The sequence below is a fragment of the Streptococcus oralis genome, from assembly GCF_001578705.1.
In the GTDB taxonomy this organism is placed as follows: Bacteria; Bacillota; Bacilli; order Lactobacillales; family Streptococcaceae; genus Streptococcus; species Streptococcus oralis_J.
Genome location: NZ_KQ969037.1, coordinates 725,908 through 738,892 on the forward strand (window position 1 = coordinate 725,908; position 12,985 = coordinate 738,892).

The following is a 12,985-nucleotide window of genomic DNA, read 5'->3' on the forward strand; positions in this document are numbered from 1 at the left end:
GGGAAAGTCGTCGCAAAGACTTTGGTCTCCTCCTCAATCAACATCCTGAGATTCAAGTCTTTCTCACTGCTGACGACCCCAACTATGAAGATCCAACGGCGATTGCAGAGGAAATCAGTAGCTATATCAACCATCCTGTTGAAAAGATTGCCGATCGCGAACAAGCCATCCAAGCGGCAATGGCCATCACAGACCAAGAACTCGATGCTGTGATTATTGCAGGTAAGGGAGCCGATTGCTACCAGATCGTCAATGGAGTGAAAGAATCCTACCCTGGTGACTCAGCTGTCGCAGAACGTTATCTATAAAATCAAAAAATCAAGGGAAGTTTTCCCTTGATTTTTTTTAGTCTTCTTTCTTAAATGAGTTTTTAAGACCTTCAACGGCACCTTCTACAGCACCTTTAGCATCTTCAACAACTTCTTTTGCTTTGGCAACTGTTTTTTCTACAGCACCTTCTGCTTCTGTTTTGCTATCGCCAGTAACTTTACCAAATCCTTCTTTGATAGCACCAGTTGCTTGTTCCAATTTATTTTCAAGTGACATAGCTCTGTCTCCTTTTTGTTTTAATACGACAATGGTTATCGCTTACATTCAGTTTATGCTTATTCTTTAGCAAAGTCAAACAATCTGCTCAAAAGCAAACAATTAAGGCAAATAGAAAGACAAGCGTTCCTTGTCAAAATCAACAGCCAACTCATACTTCCCTTCTTCGTTTTGAACAATATAACCCAAGACAACTAAACTCTCAACGAAGATATCACGCCGTTTCTGCATGAGCTGGTCCTTTTTGAGAAACTTGAGCAAAAACGTCGTCATATACTTGAGAGCATACTCAGGATTGACATCTCCTAAAACGGCATAGAGTTTCTGCTGTTTTTCTGTCAAAGGATATTGATTTTTGACCTTATAGAAATAATTCGACAGGGTCATCTTTTCTCTTGCAAAATCCGTAGATTCGACTAAAATGGCTGCATTGGTTTGGTTGCGCAATTCTGTCTCAAAAGTCTTCTCCAGTAAAGCATGATAGATTGGACTATCCTCTCTGACAAAAATTTCTTGATCCAGTTCAAGATTATCAAGGGACTCAAGCATAGGAAGATTGAGGTAATAACGCTTGTTTTCCCGTAGAATCAAGCCAGCCTTTATATATTCTTCCATGAGTTTATCAACTGCTACATCTGGAAACTGAGCCTTGATTTCCCGGAGGATTACTTCATCATGCTGGTCCAGATAGTCCACCAAATCTATAAAAAACGGCTGTCGAGTCAAACGAGAGGGATTAAAAATCTGAATCATGAAGATTCCTTTCTTTACATTCTAAAAGAGGAGATCCTGCCAACTGACTGGGATTGGTCCCCGGCTGGTTCAGAGGCACAGGAAGTTCGAGTTTCTGGTAATACTCCCTCCAAAAATCACTAATCTCTTGTTCCCCATCCCCAAATTTCATCGGAATGGTCTCAAAAATAGGGAGGATTTCAGCAATGTACTGGGAGCAGTAAAAGCCAGACCCATCTGGATAAAAAGAGGTATTATAGGGTGCACCTAAATGTTTGCTAGCTCTTTCCTTTACTAAGTCAGCTTCCAGCTCTAGATAGACATAAAGATCATACAGATGAGTCGGTTCAAAAAATTCTACTGGTTCTTGACAAATAACACCTGCTTGCCCACTAGCATGATAGATCAAACCATCCAAAAAGATGGCGACATGACTATAGTTTCCAGTCGAAGCCTGGATAGCCCGTCCCATATCTGAAAGATCCTTCACAAAAATCAAATCACCATTTTCTAACATCTTTCTCTCCTAGAAAAAAAGGAGCCGAAACCCCTTTAGCTATAAGGAAACTAACGTTTCCTCATTTCAATTATCACTCAGACTATTACCCATTAAAGCTTTCTGTCAACTGAGGCACCACTTGTTTCTTACGTGAAACGGCACCTGGAAGGAAAGCATGGTTGTTTTCAAGTTTGAAGTTAAAGGCTGCTTCCACCTTGTCCATGTTTGATCCAAGAGCAAGGATTTCTGAGTTTGAGTTGACGATATCTGTAATCATCAAGACAAAGTCAGAGTAGCCGTTTTCAGTGTTGGCAGCTTGCATTGCAGCTTCAATTTCAGCTTGGCGTTCCAAGACTTCAGCAATATCAACTGTGTTGACTTGGGCAACACGGACCTTATTTCCGTTGAGTTCAAAGGTCTTAGCATCGATATCAATCAATTCTTCAGCAGATTTGCTAGCCAAGTTTGTACCAGCCTTGAGCATAGCAAGACCGTACTCTTCCAAGTTCACACCTGCCAATTCTGCCAATTCAGGAGCAATGACTTTATCAGATGGATGAGTTGTTGGTGATTTCAAAAGAAGGGTATCTGAAATCAAACCTGATAGCATCAAACCTGCAATTTCTTTAGGAACTGCTACACCGTGTTCTTTGAACATGCGGTAAACGATTGAAGACGCAGATCCAACTGGTTCCAAACGCATGTAGAGTGGGCTTGCAGTTTCAAAGTTAGCTACACGGTGGTGGTCTACAACACCATAAACTTCTACTTCAGCAATATCTGATACAGACTGTTGGAATTCATTGTGGTCAGTCAAGATAACTTGCTCTGCACCTTCAGCTTTAGCAGATGTGATGACACGTGGTGCTTCAACACCAAAATAGTTCAATACATAGGCTGTTTCTTCGTTTGGTGTTCCAAGCGCTACTGCTTCTGTGTCCAATCCATAAGCCTCTTTTGCAAGATAAGCAAAGGCTACAGATGACCCGATGGCATCTGAGTCGGGATTTTGGTGACCAAATACTAGAATCTTAGACATGATAATACCTCTTTAAATTTATTCATCTTATTTTAGCACTTTTTTCCTCTTTTGACAAAAATAAGAGGAGTCAAAGGACTCCTCATTAGATATTAATATCGTTAACTAGATTTTTCTCTTGATTTTCAGATAGAAATCGTTCTTTCTGTGGTCTTTTCTTACGTTTGAGGAGAGCCTCTGCAGACATGGCTTCTTCCTTACTAGCAAAGCCCTCTACATAGATGAGTTTGACTGGCAATCGAGCTCGGGTATACTTGGCTCCCTTACCACTATTATGAACGGCAAGGCGTTTCTTCACGTCTGTCGTGTAACCAGTATAGTAAGAACCGTCACGGCACTCCACCACGTACATATATGCCTTATGATCCATAGTAAATCTCTTGAATTTCTGGCGTATAGGAACCATCATCATTGTGAACAATGAGTGGCGGCAAGACCTTGAAGCCACTAATAGACCCATCTTTGATAGCTTCGATTAAGAGCATATTGGCTTCCTTTTCTCGTTTAGGATAGACAAATTGCAGGCGCTTGGGTGCTAAATTGTGGCGTTGAAGCATGTCTAGAATATCCAAAAGTCGATCTGGACGGTGAACCATGACCAAGCGACCATTAGACTTGAGAATACTCTGGGCACTTCGGCAGATTTCTTCTAGGTTAGTCGCGATTTCGTGTCTTGCTAGGAGGTAGTGTTCACTCTCGTTCAGATTGGAATGCGGATCCACCTTGAAATAAGGCGGATTACACAAGATCATATCCACCTTACTTCCCTGAATGCGTGCAGGCATATTTTTCAAATCATCGCAAATAACCTGCATCTGCTCTTCCAAGCCATTCAACCGAACCGAACGCTCTGCCATATCCGCCAAGCGTTCCTGAATCTCTACAGATAATATCTGTGCCTGAGTACTAGTGCTGGCAAAAAGCCCTACTGCCCCATTTCCTGCACAAAAGTCCACAATTAAGCCCCGTTTAGGGAAGCGAGGAAAGCGCGACAAGAGAACACTATCTACCGAATAGCTAAACACCTCTTTGTTTTGAATGATCTTGATATCTGTCGAAAAGAGCTGATTGATTCGCTCTCCTGATTTTAATAATTGTTCTTCCATATATTGATTTTAAAAATACGAAATCTAATAGACTAGTTTTTCTCTCTCAGATTGTTAAGGGCTTCACGCGTCCAGATTGGCATCATTCGTCCAAGTGGTGCAAAACCGTGCTTGATACGATCATTTGAAAAACGTCTCCGTCTTGGTAGTTGGTGTTTTTCTTCCTCCAGAGTGCGAATAGATAGACTAGCTTTACCTGAAAATTCGTCTAAATCAACAACCTGAACTTGCACTTCTTCACCAATTTTCAAAACTTCATAGATATTTTCGATAAATCCTGTCCGAATCTCTGAAATATGAATCAACCCAATCACCCCTGTCTCTAATTCGACAAAGGCACCATAGGGCTGAATTCCAGTAATACGCCCCTTTAGCTTATCACCAATTTTCATCTTAATCCTCGATTTCAATCGTTTGAATCACGACATCTTCAACTGGTTTGTCCATTGCACCAGTCTCAACAGCAGCAATGGCATCCAAAACAGCGTAAGAAGCTTCATCAGCTAACTGACCAAAGACAGTGTGTCGACGGTCAAGGTGAGGGGTTCCGCCTTGCTCTGCATAAATCTCAGCGATTGGTTCTGGCCAACCACCACGCGCAATCTCTTTCTTAGAATAAGGCAGATGTTGGTTTTGCACGATAAAGAACTGGCTTCCATTGGTATTTGGACCAGCATTGGCCATAGAAAGAGCGCCACGAATATTATAAAGTTCTTCAGAAAATTCATCTTCAAAAGCTTGGCCATAAATTGACTCTCCGCCCATACCAGTACCAGTTGGGTCTCCACCTTGGATCATAAAGTCCTTGATGATGCGGTGGAAAATCACACCATCATAATATCCATCTTTTGAAAGAGCGACAAAGTTTGCAACTGTTTTGGGAGCCTGTTCAGGGAAAAGCTTGATACGCAAGTCTCCGTGATTTGTCTTAATAGTCGCCAACGGACCTTCTACTGTTTCAATGTCTACTTGTGGGAAATGCAATTCTTTTTCTACCATACCAAATCCTTCTAAGGCATCAAAAATGCCATCTTCTTCTACTGTTTTTGTAATATAATCTGCTTTTTCTTTGATTTTTTCATGGGAAACCCCCATGGCAATGCTAATTCCTGCATAATCAAAGAGTTCCAAGTCATTCAGACCGTCTCCAAAGACCATAACATTCTCTGGTTTCAAGCCTAAATGTTCCACCACCTTGGCTACACCTGTGGCTTTTGAGCCTGAAATAGGCACGATATCAGATGAATGTTCATGCCAACGCACCATGCGAAGTTTATCCGATAAAGACTCTGGCAAGCGCAAAGCATCTCCTTTATCTTCAAAGGTCCACATCTGGTAAATATCTACTTTTTCATGAAAGTCAGGATCCACATCTAAATCAGGGTAAATTGGATTGATAGCTTCACTAATCATATCTGTGCGAGTCGACAACTTAGCATCATGACTCCCAACCAAGCCATACTCAATTCCTTCTTGCTTGGCCCAAGAGATATACTCCTCAACATCTGACTTCTCAATCTGATGCTGATAAATGACCTGACCTTTTTTATCTTCTATATAAGCCCCATTCAAGGTCACAAAAAAGTCAGGCTTGAGTTCACGAATCTCTGGAACAACACCAAAAATCCCACGTCCAGAAGCAATTCCTGTCAAAATCCCTTTTTCACGCAACTGCTTAAAGACAGTAGGAATTGTATCCGGAATAAAACCTGTCTTTGATGTGCGCAGAGTATCATCAATATCAAAAAAGACAATCTTAATTTTCTTTGCCTTGTATTTTAATTTTGCATCCATCTCTCTACCTCTTTCAATCCAACTCTTTCCATTATACCATAAAGTAGAGAAATCCCACATCTCCAAAAAATTCGCTATCTCTTATTCTAATTCCTTGGATAAGTACAGAACTAAATCATCATTATTTTGAATAGTGGCATTCATTTCCAAAGGTTGATTTCGATACCAAACACCCGTACCATCTGGAATATAGCCGCGTTTGATGTACAATCTCTGGGCAGGTCCATAGCCTGAATGGAGCCCAACACCAAGCGTCACTTTATCGGATATAAGCTTTACTCGTTTTTCTGCTTCTTCTATCAAGAGATTGCCAACACCTTGGTTTTGAAAGGGTTCAAAGACATTGAAATCTGAAAGTTCTGGATAGATTCCTGTGAACGGCCCTTGCTTGGCAATTGGTAAAATAGTAATGTAGCCCGCTACTACACCAGTAAGGTCAGCAATTAACACTTCCCTCTCTCCACTTTCCTGCTCCTTAAAATATCGAGTTAAAATCTCCTCTCTACTTGGCCAACCCTGATTGATAAAACCTTGAGACAGGTGTTGGATATCCGATTCAATCATTTTTCTAATGATAGCGTTTCCCTTCATAAGCTGCTCCTTTAAAAATTCCTACTATCATTATAGCACGTTTATAGAAAGAAAAAAGACCCGTTGGGGTCTTAATTCGCTTTCTTGTTTTCAAGCTCATGAAAAAGAGGTCCACTGGACCTAAAAAAAGACCCACCCGGGTCTTTTCTTTAATCTTCGTTTACGAAAGGCATCAAAGCCATTACGCGAGCGCGTTTGATAGCTGTTGTTACTTTACGTTGGTTTTTAGCTGAAGTTCCTGTTACACGACGTGGAAGGATTTTCCCACGTTCTGAAACGAAACGGCTAAGAAGCTCAGTATCTTTGTAATCAACATATTCAATTTTGTTTGCTGCAATGTAATCAACTTTTTTACGGCGTTTGAATCCGCCACGACGTTGTTGAGCCATGTTTTTTCTCCTTTATAGTTTTAATTGTCCATTAGAATGGTAAATCATCATCCGAAATATCCAATGGATTGGTTGCTCCAAATGGATTTTCATCACGTGAAAAGTCAGGTACTGATTGTGTAGGTGCTGTATAACTAGCAGTTGGTGCAGAATAAGCCCCACCTGTATGTCCTTCACGCACGCTACGGCTTTCCAACATTTGGAAATTGTCAGCCACGACTTCTGTTACGTAGACACGTTGTCCTTGCTGGTTATCGTAACTACGAGTCTGGATACGACCTGTGATCCCGATAAGAGAGCCTTTTTTAGCCCAGTTAGCAAGATTTTCAGCCTGTTGGCGCCACATAACGACATTGATGAAATCAGCCTCACGTTCGCCATTTTGACTCTTGAATGTACGGTTTACTGCAAGAGTAAAAGTCGCAACTGCTACATTTGATGGGGTATAACGCAACTCAGCGTCACGTGTCATACGCCCTACAAGTACAACATTGTTAATCATAGTTTACCTTCTTACGCGTCAAGTTTGACGATCATGTGACGAAGAATGTCAGCGTTGATTTTTGAAAGACGGTCAAACTCTTTAAGAGCTGCGTCATCGTTTGCTTCAACGTTAACGATGTGGTAAAGTCCTTCACGGAAATCTTGGATTTCGTATGCAAGACGACGTTTTTCCCATGATTTTGATTCAACAACAGTTGCACCGTTGTCAGTCAAGATAGAGTCAAAACGTGCTACCAAAGCGTTTTTCGCTTCTTCTTCAATGTTTGGACGAATGATATAAAGAATTTCGTATTTAGCCATTGATATGTTCCTCCTTTTGGTCTAATGACCCCAAGTCTTTGCAAGGGGTAAGTGAGGTTTGCTCACAATTAACTATTATACTAGAAAAACTGACAGATAGCAAGTAAAAAAGATAAAAGTGAAAAAATAACTTTATTACTTAGAAATAACGTCCTCTTTGAGTTCCAAAGCTCTGGCCATCTCTTTCAAAATGAAAAATAGCAAAAAGCTGGCTAGCACTAAAACAAGCCCTAAGCAAAGGAAGGCTACTACAAATCCTAGATAGTCAATCAACCATCCCGTCAGAGGAAAAATGATGATCATACTTAGGCTGAACATCATAGAGTAGACACTTAGCATGGTTGCCCGTACCTCGCTTGGGAGTCGCTTTTGTAAATCATTATCAAAAATCGGCTGAAAGAGGGCATATAAGGCGTTACTGAGCCAATAAATCAAAATGTAAATCAGTGGCGTACCAAAATAGGAAAGCAAATAAGTTCCTCCCGTCAAGAGTACAAGAATTGGAAAGAGTTTTAAGGCTGAATACCTCTTTCCAATCTTACTTGCTAGATAAACTGCCCAGATATCCAAAACACTGCCCATCAGCATGATTATCGAAATCTGCCACCCTTCTAAGTCAGGCAGTTGATTTTGATAGTAAAAATAAAACATGCACATCAGTGTCCCGATGATTTGGGAAAGAATCATCCAACTAAAAAGACTGGGGTTTCTCCGCAACTCCTCTTTGACAGTCCAGATTATTTTTTTCATTGTCAGACGCTCAGATTTTTGTGCTTTAACACTAGGCTCTTTTAGCATCCAAGTTAGGAAAAGAACGATTATCGAAGTAACAATCATGATATAGTAGGTCAAGTGCAATTGACCATGGACAAAAAATCCCGCTAAAACAGTCCCCAAAGACCGAGTTCCTTCTGCTACTCCTGACATAAAACTGGAGATAGACAAGTAGCGCTCTTTTAATCCAGCTTCCACGGCCGAATCATAAACCATGGCTGCACTCGTCCCCGAATCGAAATTATAAGACAAGGCACTCACCACCATAGCAAGTGCATAAATCCAAAAATTACCTTGTCCTAGTAACATGAGAATAGACGACGCAATCCCAGCTATTCGACTTAAATATAGATTGGTTTTATAGGAATAGCGGTCAGCTAACATTCCAGAGGGAATTTCACAGATGACACTGGTGGCATGAAAAATACTTTCCAATAAGCCAATCTGCCAAAGCGACATCCCGTTTTGACTGAGAAATAGAATCCAAAAGCTGGTAATGCCCAAAAAGGCAAAAAATTCCACACCAGCCATGAGACCGATATTCTTCCGATAATTTCGTTTAAACATAGTTTCTCCTTTAACAAGTGTATTTGTATCTTGGTGTTTGTCACTTGTTAAGCTTTACTTTACATGTCCCTCACCTCTTCCTTCAAGTATTATGGTGTTTTGAAAAAACGCCTATTACGGCGTTTTAGTTTTTTTATGGTTTAATACGATGCAACATACGTGGGAATGGAATAGCTTCACGGATGTGTTTTGTTCCTGCTGCGAAGGTTACCATACGCTCGATACCGATACCAAATCCACCATGTGGTACTGTACCATATTTACGAAGGTCAAGGTAGAATTCATACTCTGTACGATCCATTCCAAGTTCTTCCATCTTAGCGACAAGGGCATCGTAGTCTTCCTCACGCATAGAGCCACCGATGATTTCTCCATACCCTTCTGGTGCAAGCAAGTCTGCACAAAGCACACGTTCTGGATTTCCAGGAACTGGTTTCATGTAGAAGGCCTTGATAGCTGCTGGGTAGTTCATGACAAATGTTGGCACACCAAAGTGGTTCGAAATCCAGGTTTCGTGTGGTGAACCAAAGTCATCACCATGCTCCAAATGCTCGTAGTCAGCATCTTCATCATTTTCATGCTCTTGCAAAAGGTCAATGGCTTGATCGTAAGTGATGCGTTTAAATGGCTCAGCAATGTAGCGTTTCAAGAGTTCTGTATCACGTTCCAAGGTTTCCAAGGCTTGAGGCGCACGATCCAAAACGCCTTGAAGAAGAGCTTTCACATAAGCTTCTTGCAAGTCAAGTGACTCATCGTGTGTCAAGTAGGAGTACTCCGCATCCATCATCCAGAACTCAGTCAAGTGACGACGTGTTTTTGATTTTTCAGCACGGAATACTGGACCAAAGTCAAAGACACGGCCAAGAGCCATAGCCCCTGCTTCTAGATAAAGCTGACCTGATTGACTCAAGTAGGCTGGCGTTCCGAAGTAATCTGTTTCAAAGAGTTCTGTTGAGTCTTCTGCCGCATTTCCTGAAAGAATTGGGCTATCAAACTTCATGAAGCCGTTCTTGTCAAAGAACTCATAGGTTGCATAAATGATAGCGTTACGGATTTGCATCACTGCTACTTGCTTACGAGAACGGAGCCACAAGTGACGGTTGTCCATCAAGAAGTCTGTTCCGTGTTCTTTTGGAGTGATTGGGTAATCTTGTGATTCACCGATCACTTCGATGTCGGTGATATCGAGCTCATAACCAAACTTAGAACGCTCATCTTCTTTGACAATCCCTGTCACATAAACAGACGTTTCTTGGCTTAGGCGTTTAATCGTATCAAACTTCTCTAGCCCCACTTCCTCACCGAACTTTTCAATAAAGTTTGGTTTGAAGGCTACACCTTGGAAAAAGGCTGTTCCATCGCGCAATTGCAAGAAGGCAATTTTCCCTTTTCCAGATTTGTTGGCAACCCAGGCTCCGATGGTCACTTCTTGACCAACGTAGTCTTTTACATCGATAATTGTTACACGTTTTGTCATTATTTTTCCTTTTCTATTCTTCTTTATGGCAAACTGCCTCTATGTTATTTCCATCTGGGTCTATCACAAAGGCCGCATAGTATCCCACATGGTAATTTTTACGTTCGCCAGGTGCACCATTATCCTTTCCTCCAGCAGCCAAAGCCGCTTGATAGAAAGCATCTACTTCTTGACAAGTTTGAGCACTAAAGGCAAAATGCATCGGCTCTTGTTGACCAACACTTAGCCAAAAATCACCACCTGGATCCACATTTCGCGGTTCTGTGAAACTAACGACCTGCCCCGTATCAAATTGAAGGTGATAATTTAAAGCAGCTAAAGTAGCTTGATAGAAAGCTTTAGAAACTTCTAAATTCTTTACCTTAAGGGTAAAATGATCTATCATTATAATTCCTCCATAAACTGATGCAAGCGACGAATAGCTTCTTTCAAGGTATCCAAGTCTGTGGCATAGCTGAGACGAACATTTTCTGGTGCTCCAAATCCAGCTCCTGTAATCAAGGCAAGGCCAACTTCTTCGAGAATAGCTGTTGTAAACTCTGTCACATCGGTATAACCCTTCATCTCCATCGCTTTTTTAACATTTGGGAAAAGATAGAAGGCTCCTTGGGGCTTGACAACTTCAAATCCTGGTACTTGGCACAAGAGTGGATAAATGGTATTCAAACGCTCTTCAAAGGCTTGGCGCATGGTTTCAACAGAGTCTTGCGGTCCAGTCAGGGCTTCAATGGTAGCATATTGCGATACGGCAGTCAAGTTAGAGGTTGTTTGTCCTGTTAGTTTGCTCATGGCAGCAATAATCTCAGGATTTCCCACAGCATAACCTACCCGCCAACCAGTCATGGCATAGGCCTTAGATACACCGTTAATCACGATGGTTTGCTTGCGAATGGCTTCTGACAGACTAGAGATTGGAACAAATTCGTTCCCGTTATAAACCAAACGACCATAAATATCATCTGCTAGGATAAGGACATCATGTTCAACAGCCCAATTTCCGATGGCCAAGAGTTCCTCACGAGAGTAGATCATACCGGTCGGATTCGATGGTGAATTGAGAACCAAGACCTTGGTCTTAGCTGTTCGGGCCGCTTCTAGCTGCTCTACTGTTACTTTAAAGTGATTGTCTTCCTTGGCCTGAACAAAGACTGGCACACCTTCTGCCATCTTGACTTGGTCTCCATAGCTGACCCAGTAAGGTGTAGGAATGATGACCTCATCACCTGGATTGACCACAGCCATAAAGAAGATGTAGAGAGAAAACTTAGCACCTGTGGCAAAAGTGACCTCGTTAGCTGCTACAGAATACCCATAATGGCGTTCAAAATAGGTATTAACCGCTGCTTTTAACTCTGGTAGGCCTGAAGCAACTGTATAAAAGGAAGCACGTCCATCTCGAATCGCTTCTATCGCTGCATCCTGAATATTTTCAGGAGTATGGAAATCAGGCTGTCCCAAGGTTAAGAAAAGAACATCCTTTCCTTGAGCCTTTAATGCTTTGGCTCTTGCATCACTAGCTAGAGTGACGCTTTCTTCCATTTCTAGTACACGTTTGGATAGTTTCATATGTCCTCCTTATTGGATCACTGCTCCTGTTTCAAAGTCCACCAGATAGTACTGGTTTCCAGACTTAACTTCCCAAATCGGCTTATCCTGATAACGACCAAAAGTAATCTTGTCAATGTCGCTAGCTCCTTTTTCCCTCGAAATCGTCGCCGCCTTGTCTTGAGAAATCCCCTTATCTAGCTGATAAACATAAATCTTGTGGTCATTCTTTTCAATCAGTACGGCAACGGCCTCTTGCTTTTTATTATGCCCCAGAACGCTGTAATAACCTTCTAGTCCATTATAAAAATCAACCTGATCTGCCTTTTCCAATTCTGCATACTGCTTGGCTAGTTTTTCTCCCTCAACTCTAGCATCTTGATAGGGTTTCATGCTGAGTGATATCAGATAAAGGAAGGAAGTCGTCATGACTAGTACTACCAGAGCAATGCCGATTCCATACTGTAAAAGTAGCTTGTTTTTTGCTTTTTTCTGTCTTAGTTTCACTCGTCTATTTTACCATCTCTCCTCCTTTATTACAAGTGAAGACAGGAACATTCTAAGATTCTTTTCCTATAAAATAGAAGTTCTTGTTTTTCTCTCTCATTATTGATAAAATAGCCTTATGAAACAACATTTAAAAGAGAAAATTTCCGATAATCAATTAGATTTAAAAACAGCTATCGTCCTCAATAAGGCCATACGAACTTTTAAACCATATGAAGCCAAGGCTGCCAAAGAACACGGGCTAACACCCACTCAATTTTCAGTTTTGGAAACCCTCTACAGCAAGGGGGAACTACGCATTCAGGATTTGATTGAAAAAATGCTAGCCACTTCTGGAAACATGACTGTTGTCATTCGAAATATGGTTCGAGATGGGTGGATTTCTAGAACTTGTGACCCAAAAGATCGTCGCTCCTTTTTCCTGAAATTAACACCTGCAGGACGCAGAAAAATCGAAGAGGTTCTTCCTGATCATATCGATTCTATCGTAGAAGCACTCAGCATCTTGGAAGATGGCGAAAAGGAAGACTTAATCCGGATTTTAAAAAAATTTAAACATTTGTGAGCAAAATTATTGCTAATTAGTATCATTTGTTGTAACATAGATGGTAACAA

Annotated in this window: 19 protein-coding genes; 2 read left to right on the plus strand and 17 right to left on the minus strand. The window is 41.3% G+C overall.

Annotated elements, in window-relative coordinates:
* Nucleotides 1–308 (plus strand): glutamate ligase domain-containing protein (locus SORDD05_RS10230; protein ID WP_419579796.1); only part of this gene is annotated, 308 nt, incomplete at its 5' end.
* 37 nt (nt 309–345) lie between these two features.
* Here the strand turns inward: SORDD05_RS10230 and SORDD05_RS03630 are convergent.
* The 17 genes from SORDD05_RS03630 to SORDD05_RS03710 all read right to left on the minus strand — a co-directional run bounded on the left by SORDD05_RS03630 (nt 346) and on the right by SORDD05_RS03710 (nt 12,370).
* On the minus strand, nt 346–546 hold the full coding sequence (locus SORDD05_RS03630) for a CsbD family protein (protein ID WP_000051185.1): 201 nt from the start codon (nt 544–546) through the stop codon (nt 346–348).
* Nucleotides 547–648: 102 nt separating this feature from the next.
* Nucleotides 649–1,299, minus strand: a complete 651-nt coding sequence (locus SORDD05_RS03635; protein WP_061417124.1) for a DUF1803 domain-containing protein — start codon at nt 1,297–1,299, stop codon at nt 649–651.
* The gene (locus tag SORDD05_RS03640; protein WP_061417125.1) at nt 1,283–1,795 is read right to left on the minus strand and encodes a YiiX/YebB-like N1pC/P60 family cysteine hydrolase; all 513 of its coding nucleotides are present in this window, start codon (nt 1,793–1,795) and stop codon (nt 1,283–1,285) included. The genes SORDD05_RS03635 and SORDD05_RS03640 overlap by 17 nt, the downstream gene beginning before the upstream one ends.
* A gap of 85 nt (nt 1,796–1,880) precedes the next feature.
* Nucleotides 1,881–2,816, minus strand: coding sequence for a manganese-dependent inorganic pyrophosphatase (locus SORDD05_RS03645; protein ID WP_061417126.1), 936 nt, complete (start codon nt 2,814–2,816; stop codon nt 1,881–1,883).
* Nucleotides 2,817–2,901: 85 nt separating this feature from the next.
* Nucleotides 2,902–3,186 carry a GIY-YIG nuclease family protein gene (locus SORDD05_RS03650; protein WP_061417127.1) on the minus strand — a complete coding sequence of 95 codons (285 nt, stop codon included), beginning with the start codon at nt 3,184–3,186 and terminating at the stop codon, nt 2,902–2,904.
* A complete protein-coding gene (locus tag SORDD05_RS03655) occupies nt 3,176–3,922 on the minus strand; it encodes a tRNA1(Val) (adenine(37)-N6)-methyltransferase (protein ID WP_061417128.1) in 747 nt (248 codons plus the stop codon). Before SORDD05_RS03655 ends, SORDD05_RS03650 begins: the two co-directional genes overlap by 11 nt.
* A 32-nt stretch (nt 3,923–3,954) precedes the next feature.
* On the minus strand, nt 3,955–4,314 hold the full coding sequence (locus SORDD05_RS03660; protein WP_061417129.1) for a S1 RNA-binding domain-containing protein: 360 nt from the start codon (nt 4,312–4,314) through the stop codon (nt 3,955–3,957).
* 1 nt (nt 4,315) lies between these two features.
* Entirely contained in the window at nt 4,316–5,716 is a 1,401-nt protein-coding gene (locus tag SORDD05_RS03665; RefSeq protein ID WP_061417130.1) for a bifunctional Cof-type HAD-IIB family hydrolase/peptidylprolyl isomerase, read from the minus strand.
* A gap of 81 nt (nt 5,717–5,797) precedes the next feature.
* Entirely contained in the window at nt 5,798–6,307 is a 510-nt protein-coding gene (locus SORDD05_RS03670; RefSeq protein WP_061417131.1) for a GNAT family N-acetyltransferase, read from the minus strand.
* A 149-nt stretch (nt 6,308–6,456) separates the two neighbouring features.
* Complete coding sequence (rpsR, locus tag SORDD05_RS03675) at nt 6,457–6,696, minus strand: 30S ribosomal protein S18 (RefSeq protein WP_000068664.1); 240 nt, start codon at nt 6,694–6,696, stop codon at nt 6,457–6,459.
* Between the two features lie 31 nt (nt 6,697–6,727).
* The gene (gene ssbA, locus SORDD05_RS03680) at nt 6,728–7,198 is read right to left on the minus strand and encodes a single-stranded DNA-binding protein SsbA (RefSeq protein WP_000609594.1); all 471 of its coding nucleotides are present in this window, start codon (nt 7,196–7,198) and stop codon (nt 6,728–6,730) included.
* A gap of 11 nt (nt 7,199–7,209) precedes the next feature.
* Nucleotides 7,210–7,500, minus strand: a complete 291-nt coding sequence (gene rpsF / locus SORDD05_RS03685) for a 30S ribosomal protein S6 (RefSeq protein ID WP_001151782.1) — start codon at nt 7,498–7,500, stop codon at nt 7,210–7,212.
* 135 nt (nt 7,501–7,635) lie between these two features.
* The gene (locus SORDD05_RS03690; protein WP_061417132.1) at nt 7,636–8,841 is read right to left on the minus strand and encodes an MFS transporter; all 1,206 of its coding nucleotides are present in this window, start codon (nt 8,839–8,841) and stop codon (nt 7,636–7,638) included.
* A gap of 133 nt (nt 8,842–8,974) precedes the next feature.
* Nucleotides 8,975–10,318 carry an asparagine--tRNA ligase gene (gene asnS, locus SORDD05_RS03695; RefSeq protein WP_000167131.1) on the minus strand — a complete coding sequence of 448 codons (1,344 nt, stop codon included), beginning with the start codon at nt 10,316–10,318 and terminating at the stop codon, nt 8,975–8,977.
* A gap of 13 nt (nt 10,319–10,331) precedes the next feature.
* Entirely contained in the window at nt 10,332–10,703 is a 372-nt protein-coding gene (locus tag SORDD05_RS03700; RefSeq protein ID WP_061417133.1) for a VOC family protein, read from the minus strand.
* A complete protein-coding gene (locus SORDD05_RS03705; protein WP_061417134.1) occupies nt 10,703–11,884 on the minus strand; it encodes a pyridoxal phosphate-dependent aminotransferase in 1,182 nt (393 codons plus the stop codon). The genes SORDD05_RS03700 and SORDD05_RS03705 overlap by 1 nt, the downstream gene beginning before the upstream one ends.
* A gap of 9 nt (nt 11,885–11,893) precedes the next feature.
* The gene (locus SORDD05_RS03710; protein WP_061417135.1) at nt 11,894–12,370 is read right to left on the minus strand and encodes a cell wall elongation regulator TseB-like domain-containing protein; all 477 of its coding nucleotides are present in this window, start codon (nt 12,368–12,370) and stop codon (nt 11,894–11,896) included.
* A 118-nt stretch (nt 12,371–12,488) separates the two neighbouring features.
* On the opposite strand from SORDD05_RS03710, the gene SORDD05_RS03715 reads away from it, so the two are divergent.
* A complete protein-coding gene (locus tag SORDD05_RS03715) occupies nt 12,489–12,935 on the plus strand; it encodes a MarR family winged helix-turn-helix transcriptional regulator (protein ID WP_000809184.1) in 447 nt (148 codons plus the stop codon).
* Nucleotides 12,936–12,985 lie beyond the last annotated feature (50 nt).